Origin of the sequence: Stenotrophomonas maltophilia group sp. RY12688, from assembly GCF_052149045.1 — a bacterium.
GTDB lineage: Bacteria > Pseudomonadota > Gammaproteobacteria > Xanthomonadales > Xanthomonadaceae > Stenotrophomonas > Stenotrophomonas sepilia.
This window is the reverse complement of record NZ_CP197389.1, coordinates 630,512-650,971: the sequence shown is the minus strand read 5'-3', so window position 1 is coordinate 650,971 and position 20,460 is coordinate 630,512. Positions and strand designations below refer to the sequence as shown.

Here is a 20,460-nt window from a genome sequence, read left to right as displayed (position 1 = left end):
CCGGTACGACCATGGTGCGTGACTGATGCCGTCGATCATCACCCATGCCGCTGTGCCGCTGGCGCTGTGGTGCGCCGCTGATCGTGGCCGCATCCCGCCGCGCCTGCTGGCCGCCGGCGTGATCGCCGCCATGCTGCCCGATGCCGATGTACTGGCCTTCGCCCTGCACATTCCCTATGCCGATGCCTTCGGCCATCGCGGCGCCAGCCACTCACTGCTGTTTGCCGGCGTGCTGGCAGCATTGGCCGCGGCGTTGGCGTTCTTGGGTAGTCGCCGACCTTGGTCGGCGGATGTGTGCCAACCAAGGTTGGCATCTACCGTACAAGCCGCTGTATTCGTCTTCGCCTGCGCCGCCAGCCATCCGCTGCTCGATGCGATGACCTCCGGTGGTCTGGGCGTCGCGCTGGCCTGGCCGTGGAGCGAACAGCGCTTCTTCGCGCCGTGGCGCCCCATCCGCGTGTCACCGTTCGCGCCACAGTTCTTCAGCGCACGCGGCGTGGCTACCCTGCTCTCCGAACTGCGCTGGGTGTGGCTGCCACTGGCCGGCGCCGTTGTCGCCTGGAAACTGATCCAACCCGCTCCTGCTGCCTCACGAGATCCGTCATGAGTCCTGCCCTGCCTGCTGCCCTGGTTGCCGAACTGTCCACCCTGCTGGGCACGGAGGGCTGGCGCATGGATGACGGCGCGCTGGAGGCGAATGCGCAGGACAACTCATGGCGCCATCAGCGGCCGGCCGCAGTGGCGTTTCCGGCGGACATCGAGCAGGTGCAGGCGCTGGTGCGTGCATGCCGCGCGCATGGCGTGGCGCTGGTCGCGCGCGGTGCCGGCACCGGTACCACCGGTGCCGCGGTCCCGCAGCCGGGCAGCATCGTACTCTCGTTCACCCGCATGGACCGCATCGTCGAGATCCGCGCCGGTGATCGCTGCGCGGTCGTGCAGCCGGGCGTGTTGAACGGCACGCTGCAGCAGGCGCTGGCGTCGCACGGCCTGTTCTGGGCGCCGGACCCGTCCAGCGCCGAGATCTGCAGCATCGGCGGCAACCTGGCCTGCAATGCGGGCGGCCCGCGCGCGGTAAAGTACGGCACCAGCCGCGACAACGTACTGGGCCTGGTGGCGGTGACCGGCACCGGTGAGGTGATCCGCTGCGGTGGTGCCTACACCAAGGACGCCACCGGCTACGACCTCACCCATCTGCTGGTGGGCAGCGAAGGCACGCTGGCACTGATCGTGGAAGCCACGCTGAAACTGACCCCGCTGCCGGTCAGCCAGGCCGGCCTGCGCGTGCTGTACCGCGATGCCGATGCTGCTGCGGCCGGCGTGTCACGGTTGATGTCGCAGCCGGTGGTACCCACCCGCCTGGAATTCATGGACGCGCGCAGCCTGGAGCTGCTGCGGCTGAATGGTGCCGATGTGCCGGAGGCAGGCGCGATGCTGCTGGTCGAGGCCGATGGTGACCACGACACCCTGCCTTATCTGCTGCAGGCACTGGCCAGTGCCGCCGAAGGCGACGGCATGATCGAGCTGGACGTGGCGATGGAGGGCCGCGCGCGCGACCAGCTGTGGGCCGCACGCAAGGCGCTGTCGCCCGCGCTGCGCAGCGTTGCGCCGGGCAAGATCAATGAAGACGTTGTGGTCCCGGTGTCGCGCATTCCGGAGCTGGTAGCCGGCGTGCAGGCACTGGCGCGTGACTACAGACTCACCATCGTCACCTTCGGCCATGCCGGCAACGGCAACCTGCACGTCAACATTCTTTACCACCCGGACGACGCCGACGAAAACGCACGCGCGCATGCCGCACTGCCGAAGATCTTCGAACTGACGCTGTCACTGGGCGGCACGCTGTCCGGCGAGCATGGCATTGGGTTGGCCAAGCGCGATTTCATGGCGCAGGCGTTCAGCCCGGAAACGCTGACGGCGATGCGCGCGATCAAGGCCGCACTGGACCCGGACGGCATCCTCAACCCGGGCAAGGTGCTGCCGCCGGCATAGACCGCGCACATTCCTTCGCACTCCTGTAGAGCCGAGCCCATGCTCGGCTGCTCTTCGACCAGATCGCGATGAAGCCCGCGCTGCGCGCGCAAGCCGAGCGTGGGCTCGGCTCTACAACCACGTGTCGTTCACCCTCACACTCCTGTGGAGCCGAGCCATGCTCGGCCCCTCTTCGGCCACATCGCGATGAAGCCGGCACCGCGTGGCAAGCCGAGCGTGGGCTCGGTTCTACACCGGCGTGTCGCCTGCAATATCGATCAGGGTCTGCCGGAAGCTGGGCAGCAGCACGCGGTTGCCATGCCCGCTCAGGTGATCGTTGTCGAAGAACAGCGGCTCCCCGTCTTTCACCGCCGAACAGGTCGTTGGCCCGCACAGCAGCTGCAGCGGATCCCATACCGTCAATGATGGATAGCGCACCGCCAGTTCGGACAGCAACGCCATCTGCGGCGCGCGCAGCCTTTCCAGGTCGGCGCGCGGCATGCTCAGGCCCCCGGCACAGGCCGGGTTGCGGCGGTTGAACCAGTCCGAACAGCGGTACGCACCGGCCTTGAACAACGGCAGCGGCGCATCCACAACCACGTGCACACCCAGCTTCTGCAAACGCCCCAGCACTCGATCGGCTTCATCGCGTGCAGCTTGTGCATGCGCGGGCGTGCGCTCGGCCAGCAGTTGCCCATAGATTTCCTGTGCATCCTGCCGCTGCCAGTCGAATCCACGCAGCTCCGGCATGCGCAAGGCCGCCAGCAGCACGATGTCACCCGGGCGCGCCTCGCGTTCGATGGTCGACAGCGTGTGCTCAATGAAGTCCTGGCAGTCGGCCGGGCTGGCCCGCAGCAGGTTGACGAAGCTGCAGCCGCCGCGATCCTGCTGGCGCACCTCCATGCCGGTCTGCCGCGCGACCATGCTGGTCATGGTGCGATACGCCGCTGCATGCGAGTCGCCGGCCACGAACAGGCGCCGTCCTTCAAGCGCCGGCGCACTCACCGGCTCCAATGGGCGCCACGCGGGGTAGCGACGCGCCTGCCATGCATAGCCGTCACGGGTAACGCTCAGCGAGACCTGCTCGTGGTACTCCACGGTGGCCCAGGCACCCGCACCACACAGCGCCACCACCGGCAACGCCATCGCCAGCACCTTGGCCGGTGCCAGGCGCAGCAGCGGCGCCGCACTGCGCAGCGGACGCTCGATGAAGTGATACGACGCAGCCGATACCGCCAGCAGCAGCACCGGGTACAGCCACAGCGCGGCACCGTGCAGGCCGTAGGTCCAGCGCAGCAGCACCAGCAGCGGCCAATGCCACAGGTACAGCGAATAGGACAGCCGACCCAGGTAGGCCAGTGGTGAGCAGCCCAGCGCACGGGCGATGCGCGATCTACCCGCTATCGACACGCCCGCCAACAGCAGCAGGGTACCGGCCACGGTCGCCAGCACGCCCGGCACCGGCATCGCCAACTGCGGGGCGATCAGCACACCCGCGGCCAGCAGCGCCAGGCCCGCCACGGCAGCCGCGTCGCTGCCCTGGCGTGGCGTACGTTTATGCATCCACTGGTACAGCAGCGCACCCGCGGCCAGCTCCCAGAACCGCGCCGGCAGCAGATAGAACGCTGCCGCTGGTGCCGTCTGCGCCTGCCAGCCCGCCCACGCCAGCGACAGCACGGTGAGCCCCGGCAACAGCCAACGCGACCACGGCCAGCGCTCACGCCCGCGCAGCCAGACGAAGAACAACAGCGGGAAGACCAGGTAGAACTGCTCTTCCACACCCAGCGTCCAGGTATGCAGGAACGGATTGAGTTCAGCGCCGGGTGAGAAGTAATCGTCCTGCTGGCCGGCCAGCACGATGTTGCTGAAGCCGACCAGCGCGGCCCAGCCGGTCTGGTCGAACTGCTCATTGCGCCACGCGCGGGGAATGAACAGTGCCGACAGTACGAAGGTGACCATCAGCATCACCAGCAGCGCCGGCAACAGGCGCAGCACGCGACGCCGGTAGAAATCGAGTAACAGCGCGCCCAGCGACGCATGGGTGCGCGAGGCCAACGACTGGCTGATCACGAAGCCGGACACCACGAAGAACAGGTCCACGCCGGTGAAGCCACCGGGCAACCATGCCGCATTGGTGTGGAACAGGATGACGGCCAGCACCGCCAATGCGCGCAGGCCGTCAATGGCCGCATTGTGGGAACGTTCGGGAGGGGACATGCGGGTGACCGGCAGCGAGCGATCCGGCAGCATCGCCACCGTCTGCGCAGTCATTCAATGGACGATCGCGACAGGGCGGGACATGGTTCAGCTCCGGTCCCAGTTCGCCCCTGCGGGAATGTCGTAATCACCACACTGACGGCGCGCCGCACGTCTGCAACGTTTTCGAATTTTCAAATCTTTCTCATTGGCATACGTGGCACTGCATGCAAATCATCTAGCGCCACCGACAACGGGTGGCACGGGCTTGCAATCCCGTTTGGTTAATGTCGTTTACGCTTGCCTGCCGGCGTCGCCCTTTCCTTGTTGGGTGGCGTCGGCAGGCATTCTGTCCGCGCTTACATGGCGGGCGGTGCGTGGGGGCCTCGCGCCCGCCGGCGTTTGACGACGTTAGCCACCGGTATTGCAACCACGCACCGTCCGCCACCCTCGCTGTTAAGCAGGGTGGCCCCTTGCCGCTTGCACAAGGACGCCGCCATGACCGCTTCCACCTACCCGCACCTGTCCGCCACCCTGGGCGAGGCCGCCACGCGCCTGCCTGATGACCTGGCACGCACGCTGGAAGACACCTTCGTCGCGCTGCAGAGCGGCAACAGTGCCGGGGCCATTACCCTGCAGGCCTGCCTGCAGCACATCCGCCAGGGCGATGCCGCCGATGGCCAACCATGGCCCGGCAACAACCGCACGCCCGGGCAACGTCTGGCCCTGGCGCGCATCGACCGCGCCAACGCGGGGCTGAGTTTCCTGCTGGAACTGCTGCACGCCACCGAACGCGTACGCGTGGACGGTGATATCGATCAGCAGATGGGTGATGGCGCGCGCGAGGGCCTGCTGCTGGCGTGTCGTGGGCTGGCCGAGTATGTGGATGTGCAGTTGCGGGCAGCGTAAGCAGCGCGCGTCCTGAACTGCGGAGGAGCGCTCAGTTCAATTGCACGCTGCGCGCAATTGCAACGATTCCGATGGCTCATCATTACAGGAGCACCAATAGTGCGCACTTCTTTTCAGGGAGTGTTTCGATGCACAAGATGATGGTTCCGCTCACCCGCTATGCGCAGTTCACTGGCCGCGCAAGCCGCAGCGAATTCTGGTGGTTCCAGTTGTTCATCATGATCGTTTCGCTCCCGCTGTATCTGCTGAGCTTCTATGCCGGCTACAGCGGTTCGCAGGGCCTGGCGCTGGTCGTCACCGGCCTGGGCGTAGTGATGTGTCTGGCATTCGTGTTGCCGTCCATCGCGGCCACCATCCGCCGCCTGCACGATACCGATCGTTCGGGCTGGTGGTTGTTGCTGGGGTTCGTGCCGTTCGTCAGCCTGGTGCTGCTGGTGTTCCTGCTGCTGCCCGGCACGCCGGGTGGCAACCGCTTCGGTGCGCCGGTACCGCACGTGTAACCAGCCCGCGCTGGTAGGTGTCGACCTTTGTCGGCACGGTATTCCCACGAGCGACTGACACATTCGTGCCAACCAAGGTTGGCACCTACCACAGCAACATCGATGTGCCTCCGCCACCATGCGGGCGCGGGCCCCTGACACAGCCGTGCCAACCAAGGTTGGCACCCAGCAGGGCAGTGCCGCTGCGGCTACGCGAAGTGCTGGTAGCCGCCGTCGGCGGCTTCGCCGTCCACGTGTACGCCCTGCCCTTCGGCAATACGGCCGATGCGGGTGAGCGGCACGTCCAGCGATTCGGCCAGGTAGTGCAGCGCGTCGCGCTGGTCGGCGGCGGCGGTGAAGCACAGCTCGTAGTCGTCACCCCCGCGCAGTGCGCAGTCGCGTGCGGCCTCACGACCGAGCAGTTCACGCAGTGCGTGCGAGATCGACAGCGAATCGGCATCGACATGTGCGGCCACGTTGCTGCGCGTGGCGATATGACCGAGGTCGGCCAGCAGGCCGTCGGACACATCCACCGCCGCGTGCGCGAAGGCACGCAGGCGCAAGCCGAGGGTCACGCGCGGCGTCGGCCGCAGCAGGCGCAGGCGCAGGCTTTCGTAGTCGGCCAGCAGCGTGGCGGTGGCGATGCTCAACGCACCCTGTTGCCACAGGCGCAGCGCACCGGCGGCATCGCCGAGCGTGCCACTGACCCAAATGTCATCGCCTGCCTGTGCGCGGTCGCGCCGCAGGGCCTGGCCGCGCCCGACCTGGCCCATCGCGGTCACCGACAGCGACAGCGGACCGCGCGTGGTGTCGCCACCGATCAGCGCGATGTCGTGCTGGTCGGCCAGGGCGAAAAAGCCATCGGCAAAGGCCTCGATCCAATCTTCAGATGCTTCCGGCAGCGACAGTGCCAGCGTGCACCACGCCGGGCGCGCGCCCATCGCGGCCAGGTCCGACAGATTGACCGCCAGGGTCTTCCAGCCGATGTCGAAGGCCGGGGTTTCCACCGGGAAGTGCACGCCGCTGTTGAGCGTATCAGCGGTGACCACCAGCTGTTCGTTGGCGCGCGGCTGCAACAGCGCGGCGTCGTCACCGATGCCGAGCAGGATGTCGTCGCGCTCGAGGGTGCGGGCGCGGATGCGGTCGATGAGGGCGAATTCGGCCAGGGACATGGGGCGTTCCCGCTGTTGTACGTGCCGCGCAAGGCGCGGTGGGCGGTAGTGCCGGCCGCTGGCCGGCAACCTCAGGATCCCTGCAGCTGCCGGCCAGCGGCCGGCACTACCACAGGCGGGTCAGTGACCCGATTCGACCTTGCGCCATTCCACGGCGGCACGATCCAGCACGCCGTTGACGTAGGTATGGCCATGTTCGGAACCGAAGCGCTTGGCCGATTCGATGGCCTCGTTGATCACCACGCGGTACGGCACGTCCAGGCGGTAGCGAAGCTCGTAGGCGGCCAGGCGCAGCACCGCGCGTTCGATCGCATCCACTTCCTCGATGCCACGGTCCAGGTACGGGCCGAGCGCTTCGTCGATGTCGCGACGGTTGTCGAGCACGCCGTGCACCAGCGCCTCGAAGTACGCCAGGTCGGCGATTTCGCGGGCCTGCTCGTGGGCGAACTGGGCGATCAGCGACTGCGCGTTGCCGCCGGAGATCTGCCAGGCGTAGATGGCCTGCACGGCACGACGACGGGCGCGCGAGCGCAGCACCGGATCGACGCCATCGCGGCGGACGGGTTTACCGGAGGGCTTGCCCTGGGTGTTCTTGTTCATGGCAGTTGCTCCAGCAGATTGACCATTTCCAGTGCGGCGAGTGCGACTTCCTCGCCCTTGTTGCCGTGGCTGCCGCCTGCGCGGGCCTCGGCGTCTTCAACGCGTTCCACCGCCAGCACGCCGTTCAGCACCGGCACGCCGAAATCCAGCTGCACGCGCATCAGGCCTTCGGCGCAGCGGTCGGCCACGTGTTCGTAGTGGCGGGTGTCGCCACGGATCACGCAGCCCAGGGTGAGGATGGCGGCGTGTTCATGCGCGGCGGCCAGGCGTGCAGCCACCAGCGGCAGTTCCCAGGCACCCGGCACGCGGATCACGTCGATGTTGGCTTCGGTGATGCCGTTGCCGGCCAGGCTCAGGCGGGCGCCTGCGACCAGCGCGTCGGTGATGCGGGCGTTCCAGCGGCTGGCCAGGATGGCGAAGCGCGCCGACTCGGGAGTGCGAAGATCGCCTTCGTAGTGGCTCATATGCGGCTTGGGGGACTCGATAAGGGGGTAATTCTAGCGTGGATGGGCCCCGGCCGTGGCTGGCGGGGGCCTTCAGGGTGTGCCGACCAACGGTCGGCACCCACCGGTAGTGCCGGCCGCTGGCCGGCTCTACCCATTACAGGGTCACCGTCTCCACCACTTCCAGGCCGTACCCGGCCAGGCCGATCTGGCGGCGCGGGGTGCCCAGCACGCGCAGCTTGCCCAGGCCCAGGTCGGACAGGATCTGTGCGCCGGCACCGTTGCGGCGCCACTGGCCCACGTCCTTGTCCTTGCCCGGCACCACCGGCGCCGGCTGCTGGCGCAGGCGGGCCAGCAGGGCTTCGCCATCGCGCGGGGCCGACAGCACCACCATCACGCCTGCGCCCTCGGCATCGATTGCACGCAGGGCGTCGGTGGCCGCCACGCCGAAGTCGTCACGGCGCCAGTGCAGCAGGTCGGCCAGCGGGTTTTCCACCTGCACGCGCACCAGGGTCGGTGTTTCCGCATCCGGCGTGCCGCGCACCAGGGCGAAATGCAGGTCGTGGGCGATGCGGTCGCGGTAGGTCACCAGCTTGAACGGGCCGAATTCGGTGTCGATGTCGCGCTCGTCCACACGTTCAACAGTCTTTTCGGTGGCCAGGCGGTAGGCGATCAGGTCGGCGATGGAGCCCATCTTCAGGCCGTGCTCGCGGGCGAACACTTCCAGCTCCGGGCGGCGCGCCATGCTGCCATCCGGGTTCAGGATCTCCACCAGCACGCCGGCCGGTTCCAGCCCGGCCAGCATGGCCAGGTCGACGCCGGCTTCGGTATGGCCGGCGCGGGTCAGCACGCCGCCCGGCTGGGCGATCAGCGGGAAGATGTGGCCCGGCTGATGCAGGTCCGACGGCTTGGCGTTGGGCTTGACCGCGGTGCGGATGGTGTGGGCGCGGTCGTGGGCCGAGATGCCGGTGGTAACACCCTCGGCGGCCTCGATGCTGACCGTGAAGTTGGTCTGGAACTGCGCGGTATTGGCCTGCACCATTGGCGCCAGGCCGAGGTCGGCGGCGCGGGTGCGGGTCAGTGGCAGGCACACCAGGCCACGGCCATGGGTGACCATGAAATTGATGTCCGACGGCTTGACCAGTTCGGCGGCCATGATCAGGTCGCCTTCGTTCTCGCGGTCTTCGTCATCGACGATGACCACCATGCGGCCCAGGCGGATGTCTTCCAGGATTTCCGGAATCGGGGCGAAATTCATGCGGCATCTCCGTGTGGGTGCTGACCGTTGGTCGGCACACTGATCAACCGCTCCACATAACGGGCGACCAGATCGATTTCCAGATTGACCGCACTGCCCACGCCGGTGGCAGAGAAGGCGGTGTTGGCCACGGTGTGCGGAATGAGGGCGACTTCAAAGCCTTCATCGTCCACTTCGTTGACGGTGAGGCTGACGCCGTCCACGCAGATCGAACCCTTCTTGGCGATGTAGCGGCGCAGCGAGGCCGGCGCGGCGAAGCGCCAGCGCTGGGCACGTGCATCTTCATGGATGGACAGCACCTGGCCGAGGCCGTCGACGTGGCCGCTGACCAGATGGCCGCCGAGGCGGTCGGTCGGGCGCATGGCCCGTTCCAGGTTGATGACCGCACCCTCGCCCAGCTGGCCCAGCGTGGTCAGGCCCAGAGTCTCGGTGGAGGCGTCGGCCTGGAAGCTGCGGGCATCGAACGCGATGACGGTGAGGCAGACGCCGTTGATGGCAATGCTCTCGCCCATCTGCACGTTGTCGAACGGCAGATTCCCGACATTGAAGGTGAAGCGGACATCGCCGCCGATGGATTCGCGTGCGGCCAGACGGCCGACGCCTTCGATGATTCCAGTAAACAAGTAACGTTCTCCGCGAAAAGTGAGCGAAAAACGCCGCAAGGCAAACAGGTGCACGCAGGGCAAGAGCCCTGTGGCACCGTCTTCTTTCATCCGGACTATGACCGTCGGCTCCGGCATTGGACCGGATCTGCTGACCCCCGGCCGTGGGCCGGGGCGCTCGCGGGCTCGTGCTTGCGCACCTACCGCCGGTGGGGAATTGCACCCCGCCCTGAAGACGTTTGTGTACCGGCGAACCGGCCCGCGCAGTGTACCAGCCCGGCCTGAACGGGGTGGGATGCCCGGGGTCGGATCCCTTTCCGCAGGAAAGGGCTCTGACCCCGACCACGTCTGGCCAGCCTGTGACGGCCGTCTCTCGCATTTTGTAAAACTTTCATTAAAATCCGCAGCGGACGACATGAGGTCGCCACGGGCAGCCGCGAGGGCAGGCCCGCCAATGGAATGAAACTCACAGGAATTTCCATGCGCAAGATCCTGATCGTGGCCGCCCTGCTGGCCGCCGCCCCGTTCTCGGCTTCGGCCGAGGCCCTGAGCTACACCTACGTTGAAGGCGGCTGGACCCAGGTCCAGGTTGACGACAACCTGCTGGACGACCCGAAGGTCGACGGTGGCTACCTGCGCGGTTCGGTCGCGCTGGCCGAGCAGGTCTACGTGTTCGGTGGCTGGTCGCGCACCAGCAAGACCCGCCACTACGGCGAAGACTCGCTGAAGCTGGAACTGAACCAGCCGGAGCTGGGTATCGGCTACCACATGCCGTGGACCGACCGCCTGGACTTCACCGCCGATGCCGCCTGGGTGCGCCAGAACGCCGAATCGACCCTGCGTTATGACGGTGTGCGTTACCACGGCAAGGACCACACCAATCTGGGCCGCGTCACCATGGGCATCCGCGGCAAGCCGTCGCGCATGACCGAAGCCTGGGTCAAGGCCGGCTACATGGATGGCGGCAACAACTACAAGGGCACCTGGGTCGGCACTGTTGGCGGCCAGATCAACTTCACCAAGACCTGGGGTCTGGTGGGCGAGATCTCCGGCTACCGCGACGTCACCCAGTACTCGGCCGGCGTCCGCGCCAGCTTCTGATCCAACGGTCGCTCCTCGTCGTGCGATCGAACGGGCCCCGCAAGGGGCCCGTTTTTTTTGCCCCGCGCGCCGGCACGTGATCACAGGGCGCCGTCGGGCCTGCGCAAAGATGCGCTAGGCTTGCGCGCCTCTGGAACAGGAAACACCGTCATGAAGACCCCCTTGCGTACCCTGCTGGCCAGCGCCCTGCTGGCTGCCCCGCTGCTGGCCAGCGCCGCCCCGGCCACACTGACGCCCGAACAGGCCTTCGATCTGTATGCCCGCGTCCTGCTGGAAGACGACGCCGCCGCGACCCGCACCCTCAACGATGCGCTGAAGCCCGCCTTCGACGGCCAGGACGCGGTAACCCCGAACCCGGGCGCATTGGCCAAGGCGCTGGCCGAACCGTGGCAGGTCGTGCTTGCCAGCACCGGCGCCAAGGCCGACGCGGCCACCAGCGAAGCGCTGTATGCCAAGGCCCTGCGTGATTCGAAGTGCCGCGCCAGCACGAGCGTGATTGAAGACAACGAATACGTGGACGACCAGAAGCTGGCGCGCATCACCTTCAGCTGCCAGGTGCCCGACCTGGGCAAGGTACGTCCGCTGTTCGCCGCCAGCCTTGCCGCCGACGCCAGCCCGGCCTCGCGCAAGCAGTTCACCGACGCCTACACCCAGGCGCTGCAGAGCGGCGCGCGCGTGCCGGTCAGCGGCACCTTCACCCTGTACCCGGCCAAGGACAACGGCTACTGGTACAGCGGCAACTTCGATGATCTGGTGGGCACCGTGACCGGGGCGCTGGCACCGTTCGAGGAATGGATGCAGGACGTGCAGGCGGCCAGCGCACCGAAGGTGACCGGCGTACCCGGCTGCGACCTGCTGCTGCAGCAGCACCGCAGCTGCGTGGCGAAGATCGCACCCGACCAGATCAGCGGCGTGGATGCGATGGCCGAGGAACTGAAGGCCAAGGCACAGGTGAAGTCGGCCGATGAGATGACGCAGGAGTGCAAGGCACTGCGCCCGATCGCCGAGATGATGTGGACCGACGAGTGCACATAAGCACGATGTAGCGCCGTTGCCTGCAGCAGGATCAATGGCACTTTCAGAACCGTTGCATGGTCTTGCGCACACTGCGTGATCAATGCTGTTGCCCTCTTCCACGAGGGCAACAGCATGAAGCACCGCATAACCTCGACCACGGTCCTGCTTGTCGCGCTGATGGCGTGCTGGCAGGCCGAAGCGTCCAGACCCAGGACCTTCTACGTGCAACCTTCGGTTGCCTTCGAGTCGACCCAGCTGCGCGACCGCGACATCGACGCGCAACTGAGCGAGAACGACGATTGCCGCGCGTTCCTGCAGTACCACGATCAGTGCGCACCGTCGGTATTGCCGGACGAGTACGACCAGGGCATCAGCCGGCGCAGGCTGCGGTGGAAGTCAACGCAACTGACGGGAGAAGCACTCGGTGCCTACTGCCGTGACCTGCATGTGCTGTGGAAGCAGCAATGGAAAGAGCAGTGCCCCGCCCACGAGGACGAGGGCACCTGACAGCGCCGGAGCGGGGCCAGTGCCCCGCCATTGCCTCACGGGCGCAACAGCAGCCGGATGTCCTCGCCGACCCGGCGCTGGTCAACCACGTGCAGGCGGCGCTGCTGGTCCATGGCATCGATGCCGAGGCCGGCCAGCAGCGGGCGTCCGTTGTCGCCCAGCAACGTGGGGGCCTGGTAGAGCAGCAGTTCGTCCACCCAGCCACCGCGCAGCAGCGCACCGGCCAGCGTCGCGCCGGCTTCGGTATGCACTTCGTTGATGCCGCGCTCGGCCAGCAGCGCCAGCACCGCGCCCAGGTCCAGCCGCCCTTCAACGCAGGGCACGCTGGCAAATTCGGCGTCGGCCGCATCCGGTGCGCTCACCGCCGCATCGTGCAGGTACAGCGTCGGCGCACCGCCCTCGCGCACACGGCTGCATTCGAGCGAGCGCAGGCGCGAATCGAGCACCACGCGCAGTGGTAGCATCACTTCGGTACCGGCCAGGCGCACGGTCAACATCGGGTCGTCGGCCAGCACCGTGTCGGCGCCAGTCAGGATCGCACCGGCGCGAGCGCGCCAGTGCTGCACGTCCTCGCGCGCGGCCGGCCCGGTGATCCACTTGGAGCTGCCGTCGGCCATCGCGGTGCGGCCATCGAGGCTGGCGGCCAGCTTCACCCGCAGCCACGGGCGGTTGCGCTCCACGCGTGACAGGAAGCCCTTGTTGAGCTCGCGCGCCGGCGCCGCCATCAGTCCTTCGGCAACCTCGATACCCGCATTGCGCAGCAGATCGAAGCCACCGCCATCAACCTTCGGGAACGGATCGCGCATCGCCGCCACCACGCGCGTCACACCCGCTTCGATCAGCGCCAGTGCGCACGGCGGCGTGCGCCCGTAGTGGGCGCAGGGCTCCAGGGTGACGTAAGCGGTCGCACCGCGGGCCTCGCTGCCGGCTTCGCGCAGCGCGAACACCTCGGCATGCGGGCCGCCTGCGCGCTGGTGCCAGCCCTGCCCTACTACGCGTTCGCCGTGGGCGATCACGCAGCCGACCATCGGGTTGGGCCGGGTGGTATAGGCAGCGCGCTCGGCCAGGCGCAGCGCGTTGGCCATGTGCAGGTGGTCGAGGACGGAGAACGATGGTGTCATGCGACCATGGTAACGCCGCCGGTGTGGATGCACGCGATCGGTAGATCCACGCCATGCGTGGATGGATACCTCCGTGCCAACCAAGGTTGGCACCCACCAGATCATGGGCGCCTCCGTGCCACCACAGCGGTGTCGGTCAGCCCTTCTTCTTCTTGGTCAGGGCGATCACATCGCCCAGCAGCTGCAGCTGTTCGGTGCTGGACGGCAGGTCGCGCTCGAGCTTCTCGATCTCCTCGCGGAAATCGGCCACGTCCTCGAAGCTGCGGTACACCGAAGCGAAGCGCACGTAGCCCACGTGGTCGAGCTTGCGCAGTTCGTTCATGACGAACTCGCCAACCTTGATCGAGGGCACTTCGCGCTCGCCGCTGATGCGCAGCTGGTGCACCACCGCACGTACCGCCGCTTCGATCTTGTCTTCGGGCACCGCGCGCTTCTGCAGCGCGCGGTCGAACCCCGCGCGGACCTTGCGCTGGTCGAACGCTTCGCGGGTGCCATCGCTCTTGACGATGGCCGGCAGCTTCAGCTCGACCGTTTCCAGAGTGCTGAAGCGCTCGCCGCAGGCTTCGCATTCCCGCCGACGGCGAATCGTCGCGCCGTCTTCAGAGACGCGCGAGTCGATGACCCGGGTATCGGCATGTTGGCAGAAGGGGCAATGCATGGAACGCCTGGCTCAGGGAGCAATTGCCACGATCATGGCAGCGTCGCAAAGGTACCTGAGAAAGGGCGCCGCAGCAAATGCTGCCTGCGCGGAAGCGCCTGCATTCTGGCCACCCGAGGTGTGCGGCGAGTTCGTGATGTCCGGCTCAACCCGGTGCGGGCGGCGGCGATGCCACGCGTGACCAGCGCAGCCACGCCAGGTGCCCGGCCATCACCAACAGCGGTGGGCCAAAGCCGAGGAAGGCCAATGTCGAGATCTCCCCGTGCTTGAAGGTGAAGTACAACGCGGCGGCGATCACGCCCAACGCAGCCAGCACGCCCAGCGCCAGGCCGGCCCAGGCGGCAACCGGTGATTGGCGCAGGCCGGCAACACCGCGCCACAGGAACAGCCCGCTCAGCCACAACCACGACAGCAGGCCGATGATTCCCGCCGACGACCACAGCAGCAACAGCGTGTGCTCGTCGCCCGTCAGGTACTTGCCGTCCCATACGACCATCAGCCCCAGCACGGCACCCGTACCGCCTGCTGCCACTGTGGGCAGGCCCACCAGCAGGCCGGCAATGGCCATCCCGCGCTTGTGCAGGCGCTCATCCATGCGTTCGATGTCCTTCCATGGGCCACGTCATGCGCGGCGCTTGATCCACACCAGCACCGCCGCCGGCACCAGCATCGATGGGCCCAACAGCAACAGGGCGATGCCTTCGGCGTGGACCGTGATGCTCCACCACAGCGCCAGCCCCAGCGGGGGCACAGCGGCAAGACCGCCGGCCAGCAGCATCCACCACCAGAGGCGATGCACCTGCAGCCCGGCACGCCCCTGCAGCAGATACCCGGCGCTGAGCCACAACCAGGCCAGGCAGCCGGCAATGCCGGCCAGGCCCCACAGCGGCATCACCGTCACCGCGGCCAGCGTGCCATGGCCGAACTGGCCCAGCCCCGTCAGCAGCAGCATCGTCGCCGCGACACCGCCCACTGCCAGGCTGGGCAGGCCAAATGCCACCGCCAGGACGGCATACAGGTACTTGAGGCGGCGCTCATCCATGCGCGGGATTCCTGGTGACGGGGTCAGAGCCCTTCCCTGCGGGAAGGGATCCGACCCCGGCGGCGATCAGCCGTAGACCGGGTACTTGCGGCACTGCGCGCTGACGGCATCACGCACGCGGGCGATGACGGCATCATCGTTCGGCGCGTCCAGCACGTCGGCGATCCAGTTGGCCAGGTCCACGCAGTCCTGCTCGACGTAGCCACGGGTGGTCACGGCCGGGGTGCCCAGGCGCAGGCCCGAGGTCACGAACGGAGAACGCGGATCGTTCGGCACCGAGTTCTTGTTGACGGTGATGTGAGCCTTGCCCAGCGCAGCTTCCGCATCCTTGCCGGACACGTCCTTGCCGATCATGTCGACCAGCATCAGGTGGTTCTGGGTGCCACCGGAAACGATCTTGTAGCCGCGCGAGATCAGCGTGTTGGCCATCGCCTGGGCGTTCTTCACCACCTGCTGCTGGTAGGCCTTGAAGCCCGGTTCCAGCGCTTCCTTGAAGGCCACGGCCTTGCCGGCGATGACGTGCATCAGCGGACCGCCCTGGATGCCCGGGAACACGATCGACTGCAGCTTCTTGACCAGGTCTTCGTCGGCGCCCTTGGCGATGATGATGCCGCCACGCGGGCCGCGCAGGGTCTTGTGGGTGGTGGAGGTAACGACGTGGGCATGCTCCAGCGGGCTCGGGTAGACGCCAGCGGCGACCAGGCCGGCCACGTGGGCCATGTCCACGAACAGGTAGGCACCGACCTTGTCGGCGATGGCGCGGAAGCGCGCCCAGTCGATCACCTGCGAGTACGCCGAGAAGCCGGCGACGACCATCTTCGGCTTGTGCTCCAGGGCCAGGCGCTCGACTTCGTCGTAATCGATCAGGCCCTGGTCGTTGACGCCGTACTGCACGGCGTTGAACAGCTTGCCCGAGGCATTGACCTTGGCACCGTGGGTGAGGTGGCCGCCGTGGGCCAGGCTCATGCCGAGGATGGTGTCACCCGGCTGCAGCAGGGCGAAGTACACGGCCTGGTTGGCCTGCGAGCCGCTGTGCGGCTGCACGTTGGCGTAGTCCGCGCCGAACAGCTGCTTGAGGCGGTCGATCGCCAGCTGCTCGGCGATGTCCACGTATTCGCAGCCACCGTAGTAGCGCTTGCCCGGGTAGCCTTCGGCGTACTTGTTGGTCAGCTGGCTGCCCTGGGCTTCCATCACCGCCGGGCTGGTGTAGTTCTCGCTGGCGATCAGCTCGACGTGGTCTTCCTGGCGCTGGGTCTCAGCGGCAATGGCCTTGGCCAGTTCGGGATCGTAGGTTTCGATGCGGACGTCACGCGGGAACATCGGGTACTCCAGCAGGCAGGGAAAGGGGTACGGCTCAGCCCCTGATTGTAGCCCCGCACCGGCCTGCCGGGGCCGAAAAGGCCGGGGCCGGCACTCCCGAAGGAATCCGGCCCCGTATGGTTTCCAGGGATGTTGTGGGATCAGGGCCCTTTCCGTTGGAAAGGGATCCGACCCCGGCCGCGATCCTCAGCGACTGTTGATGATGTAGTCGGCGATGATGCCGGTCGCCACCGCCACCAGCAGCATGTTGCCGCGGTCGTCGCGGATCCAGTGGTGCCCATACGGCGGGCGGCGCAGGTGGTAGCGCGGGTAGTCGTTCACCACATAGATCGGGCCGCGGTAGTAATCGCGGTAGCGGTGGCCGACCTTCCAGCCGTAGCCCGGGCCGTAGACCACGCGCGGCGGCGGCGGGGCCGGGCGGTAGTAGCGGTCGTGATCGCGGTGCCAGTCGCGGCGGTCGCGCTCCCAGTCGCGGCGTGCCTCGCGGCGGTCGCGTTCCCAGTCACGGCGGTCCTGTCGCCATTCGCGGCGGTCCTCGCGCCACTCGCGGCGGTCATGGCCGCGACGGTGGTCGTTGTCGGCAAAGGCCGGGGCCACCGCGCCGAACGCCAGCACAGAGGCCACGGCGCCGGCCATTACTCGATTGATGCGCATGTCAGACCTCTGCTTGGGTGGTGGTGAGCCCATATTGCGCAACCGATCTGAACCGTTTCCGGCTGGAAACGCTTCCCGCTGCAGGACTGTGACGCAGTATTCAGCCCACGGCCAGCCCGACGGCGCCTGCCCGGCGCGGCCCGGAACCGGTTCCGGCTATAATTGGCGGTATTCCTTTCCAGTCTGTGCCCGCTGCCACAACGGGATGTTCCCGTGATGGGCCGGGCGCAGGGCCGCGCCTACGGAGACCTCATGTCCTCGCAATACATCTACACCATGAACCGCGTGTCCAAGGTGGTCCCGCCCAAGCGGCAGATCATCAAGGACATCTCGCTGTCCTTCTTCCCGGGTGCCAAGATCGGCCTGCTGGGCCTGAACGGCGCCGGCAAGTCCACCGTGCTGAAGATCATGGCCGGCGTGGACACCGATTTCGAGGGCGAGGCCCGCCCGCAGCCGGGCATCAAGGTAGGCTACCTGGCCCAGGAACCGGAACTGGACCCGAACAAGACCGTGCGCGAGTCGGTCGAGGAAGGCGTGGGCGAAGTGCTGCAGGCGCAGGCTGCGCTGGAAGCGGTGTATGCCGCCTACGCCGAGGAAGGTGCCGACTTCGACGCGCTGGCCAAGGAGCAGGAGCGCCTGGAGGCGATCCTGGCCGCCGGTGATGCGCACACCCTGGAAAACCAGCTGGACGTGGCTGCCGATGCGCTGCGCCTGCCGCCGTGGGATGCCAAGATCGCCAACCTGTCCGGCGGTGAAAAGCGCCGCGTGGCACTGTGCCGCCTGCTGCTGCAGAAGCCGGACATGCTGCTGCTGGACGAACCGACCAACCACCTCGACGCCGAGTCGGTGGAATGGCTGGAACAGTTCCTGGCGCGCTACACCGGCACCGTGGTGGCGGTCACCCATGATCGCTACTTCCTGGACAACGCCGCCGAGTGGATCCTGGAACTGGACCGCGGCCGCGGCATTCCGTGGAAGGGCAACTACACTGAATGGCTGGTGCAGAAGGATGAGCGCCTGAAGCAGGAAGAGAACCAGGAAAAGGCCCGCCAGAAGGCGATCCAGAAGGAACTGGAGTGGTCGCGCCAGAACGCCAAGGGCGGCCGTTCCAAGGGCAAGGCCCGTCTGGCCCGCCTGGAAGAGCTGCAGTCGCAGGATTACCAGAAGCGCAACGAGACCAACGAAATCTTCATCCCGCCGGGCGAGCGCCTGGGCAACATGGTGATGGAGTTCAAGAACGTCTCCAAGAAGTTCGGCGACCGCCTGCTGATCGACAACCTGTCGATGCTGATTCCGCCGGGCGCGATCGTCGGCATCATCGGCCCGAACGGCGCCGGCAAGTCGACCCTGTTCAAGATGATCACCGGCCAGGAAAAGCCGGATTCGGGCGAGATCGTGATCGGCCCGACCGTGCAGCTGTCCTACGTGGACCAGAGCCGCGACAAGCTGGAAGGCAACCACAACGTCTTCCAGGAAATCGCCGGCGGCCTGGACATCCTCAACATCAACGGCATCGAGATCCAGTCGCGCGCCTACATCGGCCGCTTCAACTTCAAGGGCCAGGACCAGCAGAAGATGGTCGGTTCGCTGTCCGGTGGTGAGCGTGGCCGCCTGCACATGGCCAAGACCCTGCTGCAGGGCGGCAACGTGCTGCTGCTCGACGAACCGTCCAACGACCTGGACATCGAAACCCTGCGTGCACTGGAAGACGCGCTGCTGGAGTTCCCGGGCAACACCTTCGTGATCTCGCACGACCGCTGGTTCCTGGACCGCATCGCCACGCACATCATCGCTTTCGAAGGCGACTCGCACGTGGAGTTCTTCCAGGGCAACTACCGCGAGTACGAGGAAGACAAGAAGCGTCGGATGGGCGATGACGCTGCGCCGAAGCGCCTGCGCTTCAAGGCGCTGAAGTAAGGCAACCGGAAAGGCCGCGCTCGCGCGGCCTTTCTCCTTTCGGTAGGTCACCACCGTTGGTGGTGACGCTTTGAAGCGTACCGACCAACGGTCGGTACCCACGTTCTGCATTCGGATAGGTCACGACCGTTGGTCGTGACACCTTAGTCGCGAGAATCTCCATGTCCCTGTTCGAGCGCATGTTCCAGCTGCAGCAGCACGGCACCACCGTGCGTACCGAGCTGCTGGCCGGCATCACCACCTTCCTGACGATGTCCTACATCGTCTTCGTCAACCCGGAGATCCTCGGCACCACCGGCATGGATGCGGGTGCGGTGTTCGTGGCCACCTGCCTGGCCGCCGCGCTGGGTTCGGCGGTAATGGCGCTGGCGGCCAACTTCCCGGTCGGCATGGCACCGGGGATGGGCCTGAACGCGTTCTTCGCGTTCACCGTGGTCGGCGCTGCCGGCCTGCCGTGGCAGCAGGCGCTGGGGGCGGTGTTCATCTCCGGCCTGGTGTTCCTGGTGCTGTCGCTGACCGGTGTGCGGGCATGGCTGGTGTCGGGCATTCCTTCGTCGCTGCGCTCGGCGATCGTGGCCGGCATCGGCCTGTTCCTGGCGATCATCGCACTGCAGAAATCCGGCGTGATCGTCGGCAACGAAGACACGCTGGTGGCGCTGGGCCCGTTGAACACGGCGCCGCCACTGCTGGCGCTGGCCGGTTTCCTGTTGATCGCAGTGCTGGAAGCACGCCGGATCCGCGGCGCGATCCTGATCGGCATCCTGGCGGTGACCGGTGCGGGCTGGGCATTGGGCGACGTGCAGTACCAGGGCCTGGTTTCGCTGCCGCCGAGCCTGGCCCCCACCTTCCTGCAGCTGGACCTGCCGGGCCTGCTGCACCATGACGGCGGTGCGCCGATCGCGGTGTTGCTGCAGGTAGTGCTGGTGTTCGTGCTGGTGGAAGTGTTCGATGCCACCGGCACCCTGTATGGCGTGGTCGGTCGCGCCGGACTGCTGAAGCTGCCGGGCGCGCAGAAGCGCTTCGGCCGCGCGTTGCTGGCCGACAGCACCGCCATCGTGGCCGGTTCGGTGCTCGGCACCAGCAGCACCACCGCTTTCGCTGAAAGCGCCTCGGGCGTGCAGGTGGGTGGCCGTACCGGCCTGACTGCGCTGGTCGTATCGGCGCTGTTCGTGGCCGCGCTGCTGTTCTCGCCGCTGGCGGCGATGGTGCCCAGCTATGCCACCGCACCGGCGCTGCTGTTCGTTGCCGGCCTGATGCTGCGCGAACTGGTGGAAGTGGACTGGAGCGACCTGACCGAATCGGTGCCGGCCGCACTGTGCGCGCTGGCGATGCCGTTCACCTACTCCATCGCGAATGGCCTGGCGTTTGGCTTCATCGCGTATGCGGCACTGAAGGCCGGCACCGGCCGCTGGCGCGAAGTGCATCCGGCGGTATGGCTGGTGGCGGTGCTGTTCACCCTGCGCTACGCGTTGGAGTAAGCACACGGTGGTGCCGGC

Annotated in this window: 21 protein-coding genes and 1 riboswitch; of the genes, 9 read left to right on the top strand and 12 right to left on the bottom strand. The window is 67.0% G+C overall.

Going from position 1 to position 20,460, the window contains the following annotated elements; translation table 11 throughout:
• The first annotated feature begins 25 nt into the window (after positions 1-25).
• The gene (locus ACS0OT_RS02920) at positions 26-607 is read left to right on the top strand and encodes a metal-dependent hydrolase (protein ID WP_072167843.1); all 582 of its coding nucleotides are present in this window, start codon (positions 26-28) and stop codon (positions 605-607) included.
• The gene (locus tag ACS0OT_RS02915; RefSeq protein WP_111200831.1) at positions 604-1,989 is read left to right on the top strand and encodes an FAD-binding oxidoreductase; all 1,386 of its coding nucleotides are present in this window, start codon (positions 604-606) and stop codon (positions 1,987-1,989) included. Before ACS0OT_RS02920 ends, ACS0OT_RS02915 begins: the two co-directional genes overlap by 4 nt.
• Before the next feature lie 228 nt (positions 1,990-2,217).
• Here the strand turns inward: ACS0OT_RS02915 and ACS0OT_RS02910 are convergent, their stop codons facing one another.
• The gene (locus ACS0OT_RS02910) at positions 2,218-4,239 is read right to left on the bottom strand and encodes an acyltransferase family protein (RefSeq protein ID WP_164092971.1); all 2,022 of its coding nucleotides are present in this window, start codon (positions 4,237-4,239) and stop codon (positions 2,218-2,220) included.
• A gap of 423 nt (positions 4,240-4,662) precedes the next feature.
• Between ACS0OT_RS02910 and ACS0OT_RS02905 the strand changes: the two genes are divergently transcribed.
• Together ACS0OT_RS02905 and ACS0OT_RS02900 are read left to right on the top strand one after the other, a co-directional pair.
• On the top strand, positions 4,663-5,073 hold the full coding sequence (locus ACS0OT_RS02905) for a hypothetical protein (RefSeq protein WP_111200829.1): 411 nt from the start codon (positions 4,663-4,665) through the stop codon (positions 5,071-5,073).
• Between the two features lie 128 nt (positions 5,074-5,201).
• On the top strand, positions 5,202-5,573 hold the full coding sequence (locus ACS0OT_RS02900; protein WP_111200828.1) for a DUF805 domain-containing protein: 372 nt from the start codon (positions 5,202-5,204) through the stop codon (positions 5,571-5,573).
• Between the two features lie 188 nt (positions 5,574-5,761).
• Here the strand turns inward: ACS0OT_RS02900 and thiL are convergent, their stop codons facing one another.
• The 5 genes from thiL to ACS0OT_RS02875 all read right to left on the bottom strand — a co-directional run bounded on the left by thiL (position 5,762) and on the right by ACS0OT_RS02875 (position 9,648).
• Positions 5,762-6,724: a thiamine-phosphate kinase gene (gene thiL / locus ACS0OT_RS02895; RefSeq protein WP_164092970.1), complete on the bottom strand. Its 963-nt coding sequence runs from the start codon at positions 6,722-6,724 to the stop codon at positions 5,762-5,764.
• 120 nt (positions 6,725-6,844) lie between these two features.
• Positions 6,845-7,324 (bottom strand): transcription antitermination factor NusB, encoded by a 480-nt coding sequence (nusB, locus tag ACS0OT_RS02890; protein WP_005415268.1) that lies wholly within the window; start codon positions 7,322-7,324, stop codon positions 6,845-6,847.
• Positions 7,321-7,788: a 6,7-dimethyl-8-ribityllumazine synthase gene (gene ribH / locus ACS0OT_RS02885; RefSeq protein ID WP_005415267.1), complete on the bottom strand. Its 468-nt coding sequence runs from the start codon at positions 7,786-7,788 to the stop codon at positions 7,321-7,323. Before ribH ends, nusB begins: the two co-directional genes overlap by 4 nt.
• A gap of 136 nt (positions 7,789-7,924) precedes the next feature.
• Positions 7,925-9,025 carry a 3,4-dihydroxy-2-butanone-4-phosphate synthase gene (gene ribB / locus ACS0OT_RS02880; RefSeq protein ID WP_005415266.1) on the bottom strand — a complete coding sequence of 367 codons (1,101 nt, stop codon included), beginning with the start codon at positions 9,023-9,025 and terminating at the stop codon, positions 7,925-7,927.
• Positions 9,022-9,648, bottom strand: coding sequence for a riboflavin synthase (locus ACS0OT_RS02875; protein WP_005415265.1), 627 nt, complete (start codon positions 9,646-9,648; stop codon positions 9,022-9,024). Before ACS0OT_RS02875 ends, ribB begins: the two co-directional genes overlap by 4 nt.
• Before the next feature lie 74 nt (positions 9,649-9,722).
• A riboswitch (FMN riboswitch) is annotated at positions 9,723-9,868 on the bottom strand.
• Between the two features lie 239 nt (positions 9,869-10,107).
• Between ACS0OT_RS02875 and ACS0OT_RS02870 the strand changes: the two genes are divergently transcribed.
• From ACS0OT_RS02870 to ACS0OT_RS02860, 3 genes are all read left to right on the top strand, one after another.
• Positions 10,108-10,728: a hypothetical protein gene (locus tag ACS0OT_RS02870; RefSeq protein ID WP_072167834.1), complete on the top strand. Its 621-nt coding sequence runs from the start codon at positions 10,108-10,110 to the stop codon at positions 10,726-10,728.
• 150 nt (positions 10,729-10,878) lie between these two features.
• Positions 10,879-11,763 (top strand): hypothetical protein, encoded by an 885-nt coding sequence (locus ACS0OT_RS02865; protein ID WP_164092969.1) that lies wholly within the window; start codon positions 10,879-10,881, stop codon positions 11,761-11,763.
• A gap of 114 nt (positions 11,764-11,877) precedes the next feature.
• Entirely contained in the window at positions 11,878-12,252 is a 375-nt protein-coding gene (locus ACS0OT_RS02860; protein WP_072167922.1) for a hypothetical protein, read from the top strand.
• 35 nt (positions 12,253-12,287) lie between these two features.
• Here the strand turns inward: ACS0OT_RS02860 and ribD are convergent, their stop codons facing one another.
• The 6 genes from ribD to ACS0OT_RS02830 form a co-directional block, all read right to left on the bottom strand.
• The gene (gene ribD / locus ACS0OT_RS02855; protein WP_111200859.1) at positions 12,288-13,373 is read right to left on the bottom strand and encodes a bifunctional diaminohydroxyphosphoribosylaminopyrimidine deaminase/5-amino-6-(5-phosphoribosylamino)uracil reductase RibD; all 1,086 of its coding nucleotides are present in this window, start codon (positions 13,371-13,373) and stop codon (positions 12,288-12,290) included.
• A 136-nt stretch (positions 13,374-13,509) separates the two neighbouring features.
• Positions 13,510-14,031 (bottom strand): transcriptional regulator NrdR, encoded by a 522-nt coding sequence (nrdR, locus tag ACS0OT_RS02850; RefSeq protein WP_005415256.1) that lies wholly within the window; start codon positions 14,029-14,031, stop codon positions 13,510-13,512.
• A gap of 145 nt (positions 14,032-14,176) precedes the next feature.
• Entirely contained in the window at positions 14,177-14,626 is a 450-nt protein-coding gene (locus ACS0OT_RS02845) for a hypothetical protein (protein WP_065178780.1), read from the bottom strand.
• Positions 14,627-14,653: 27 nt separating this feature from the next.
• Positions 14,654-15,073 carry a hypothetical protein gene (locus tag ACS0OT_RS02840; protein WP_005415252.1) on the bottom strand — a complete coding sequence of 140 codons (420 nt, stop codon included), beginning with the start codon at positions 15,071-15,073 and terminating at the stop codon, positions 14,654-14,656.
• Positions 15,074-15,139: 66 nt separating this feature from the next.
• Entirely contained in the window at positions 15,140-16,393 is a 1,254-nt protein-coding gene (gene glyA, locus ACS0OT_RS02835; protein WP_005415251.1) for a serine hydroxymethyltransferase, read from the bottom strand.
• A gap of 186 nt (positions 16,394-16,579) precedes the next feature.
• Entirely contained in the window at positions 16,580-17,047 is a 468-nt protein-coding gene (locus ACS0OT_RS02830; RefSeq protein WP_032953924.1) for an RcnB family protein, read from the bottom strand.
• A 252-nt stretch (positions 17,048-17,299) separates the two neighbouring features.
• Here ACS0OT_RS02830 and ettA point away from each other — a divergent pair, with 252 nt between their 5' ends.
• Together ettA and ACS0OT_RS02820 are read left to right on the top strand one after the other, a co-directional pair.
• Entirely contained in the window at positions 17,300-18,964 is a 1,665-nt protein-coding gene (ettA, locus tag ACS0OT_RS02825) for an energy-dependent translational throttle protein EttA (RefSeq protein WP_005415249.1), read from the top strand.
• 161 nt (positions 18,965-19,125) lie between these two features.
• Positions 19,126-20,442 carry an NCS2 family permease gene (locus tag ACS0OT_RS02820; RefSeq protein ID WP_005415248.1) on the top strand — a complete coding sequence of 439 codons (1,317 nt, stop codon included), beginning with the start codon at positions 19,126-19,128 and terminating at the stop codon, positions 20,440-20,442.
• Positions 20,443-20,460 lie beyond the last annotated feature (18 nt).

Coding starts and splice junctions, on each gene's coding strand:
- ACS0OT_RS02920 (WP_072167843.1), top strand. CDS start 26: ATGCCGTCGATCATCACCCATGCCGCTGTGCCGCTGGCGCTGTGGTGC.
- ACS0OT_RS02915 (WP_111200831.1), top strand. CDS start 604: ATGAGTCCTGCCCTGCCTGCTGCCCTGGTTGCCGAACTGTCCACCCTG.
- ACS0OT_RS02910 (WP_164092971.1), bottom strand. CDS start 4,239: ATGACTGCGCAGACGGTGGCGATGCTGCCGGATCGCTCGCTGCCGGTC.
- ACS0OT_RS02905 (WP_111200829.1), top strand. CDS start 4,663: ATGACCGCTTCCACCTACCCGCACCTGTCCGCCACCCTGGGCGAGGCC.
- ACS0OT_RS02900 (WP_111200828.1), top strand. CDS start 5,202: ATGCACAAGATGATGGTTCCGCTCACCCGCTATGCGCAGTTCACTGGC.
- thiL (WP_164092970.1), bottom strand. CDS start 6,724: ATGTCCCTGGCCGAATTCGCCCTCATCGACCGCATCCGCGCCCGCACC.
- nusB (WP_005415268.1), bottom strand. CDS start 7,324: ATGAACAAGAACACCCAGGGCAAGCCCTCCGGTAAACCCGTCCGCCGC.
- ribH (WP_005415267.1), bottom strand. CDS start 7,788: ATGAGCCACTACGAAGGCGATCTTCGCACTCCCGAGTCGGCGCGCTTC.
- ribB (WP_005415266.1), bottom strand. CDS start 9,025: ATGAATTTCGCCCCGATTCCGGAAATCCTGGAAGACATCCGCCTGGGC.
- ACS0OT_RS02870 (WP_072167834.1), top strand. CDS start 10,108: ATGCGCAAGATCCTGATCGTGGCCGCCCTGCTGGCCGCCGCCCCGTTC.
- ACS0OT_RS02865 (WP_164092969.1), top strand. CDS start 10,879: ATGAAGACCCCCTTGCGTACCCTGCTGGCCAGCGCCCTGCTGGCTGCC.
- ACS0OT_RS02860 (WP_072167922.1), top strand. CDS start 11,878: ATGAAGCACCGCATAACCTCGACCACGGTCCTGCTTGTCGCGCTGATG.
- ribD (WP_111200859.1), bottom strand. CDS start 13,373: ATGACACCATCGTTCTCCGTCCTCGACCACCTGCACATGGCCAACGCG.
- nrdR (WP_005415256.1), bottom strand. CDS start 14,031: ATGCATTGCCCCTTCTGCCAACATGCCGATACCCGGGTCATCGACTCG.
- ACS0OT_RS02845 (WP_065178780.1), bottom strand. CDS start 14,626: ATGGATGAGCGCCTGCACAAGCGCGGGATGGCCATTGCCGGCCTGCTG.
- ACS0OT_RS02840 (WP_005415252.1), bottom strand. CDS start 15,073: ATGGATGAGCGCCGCCTCAAGTACCTGTATGCCGTCCTGGCGGTGGCA.
- glyA (WP_005415251.1), bottom strand. CDS start 16,393: ATGTTCCCGCGTGACGTCCGCATCGAAACCTACGATCCCGAACTGGCC.
- ACS0OT_RS02830 (WP_032953924.1), bottom strand. CDS start 17,047: ATGCGCATCAATCGAGTAATGGCCGGCGCCGTGGCCTCTGTGCTGGCG.
- ettA (WP_005415249.1), top strand. CDS start 17,300: ATGTCCTCGCAATACATCTACACCATGAACCGCGTGTCCAAGGTGGTC.
- ACS0OT_RS02820 (WP_005415248.1), top strand. CDS start 19,126: ATGTCCCTGTTCGAGCGCATGTTCCAGCTGCAGCAGCACGGCACCACC.